This window comes from Streptomyces gelaticus, from assembly GCF_014649535.1.
Taxonomy (GTDB): domain Bacteria; phylum Actinomycetota; class Actinomycetes; order Streptomycetales; family Streptomycetaceae; genus Streptomyces; species Streptomyces gelaticus.
This window is the reverse complement of the sequence record NZ_BMTF01000089.1, coordinates 1-989: the sequence shown is the minus strand read 5'-3', so window position 1 is coordinate 989 and position 989 is coordinate 1. Positions and strand designations below refer to the sequence as shown.

At 73.5% G+C, this 989-nt stretch carries 1 protein-coding gene; it reads left to right on the top strand.

Annotated elements, in window-relative coordinates; translation table 11 throughout:
• Positions 1-36: 36 nt before the first annotated feature.
• The coding region (locus IE107_RS34470; protein WP_189548275.1) for a peptidoglycan-binding protein at positions 37-989 on the top strand (953 nt) is incomplete at its 3' end.

The following is a 989-nucleotide window of genomic DNA, read 5'->3' as shown; positions in this document are numbered from 1 at the left end:
GACCTGGAGAAGATCCGCGGCCGGTGCCCGGCCGGGGTGAACAACACCCAGGTCGGCGCGTTCCTCGACAAGGCCCGTCAGGCGTTCGGGGTGAACCCGATCGTCTACACGTCGAAGGACTTCGCCGACACGTGCCTGCGTGGCAACGTCAGTGCCCTGGCCAACAGTCCGCTGTGGCAGCCCCGCTACGAGAGCGGGACGCGTGAGCCCGCTCCCGTCGGCGGCAGGTACTGGTCGATCTGGCAGTACACCGAGAACGGATCGGTACCCGGCCTGCGGGGCAAGGCCGACGTCAACGTCTACCGCGGCACGCTGACCCAGCTCCGTGCGCTCGCCCACCTGGCTCCTGGCCAGACCCCCACAGCCCCCGGCCCCGGCACGGGTGCCGGAGCTGGCGCGGGCACCGGCGCCGGGACTGGCGCGGGGGCCGGCGCCGGTGCGGGTGCGGGGGCTGGTGCGTCTGCTCCGGCCGCGGCCGTGTGGCCGCTGCTGAAGAGCGGGGCGCGGGGCGTGAACGTCACCACCGCCCAGCACCTGCTCGCCGCGGCCGGCCAGTCCGTCACCGCCGACGGAATCTACGGCCCGAACACCCGGAACGCGACCATCGCGTTCCAGCGCTCCCACGGCCTGACCGCCGACGGCATCATCGGCCCGAACACCTGGAACAAGCTGACCCGGACCGTGCGCACCGGTTCCAGCGGGCCGGCGGTCAAGGCCGCCCAGGCGCAGCTCGCCGGGTACGGCCACCGCATCGCGGTCGATGGTGCGTTCGGTCCGGCCACCCGGAACGCGGCCGTCGCGTTCCAGCGTTCCCATGGCCTGGCCGCCGACGGCATCGTGGGCCCGAAGACGTGGAACAAGCTGGTCAACGGCGCGAAGTCCGCTCCGACCACGCCTGCTCCGACCCAGCCGGCTCCGGCGAGCGGGAAGCTGACCCAGCGCCAGGCCCTCGCGCAGCTCGCCGCGGCCGGTATCAAGGCCCCGGTCGG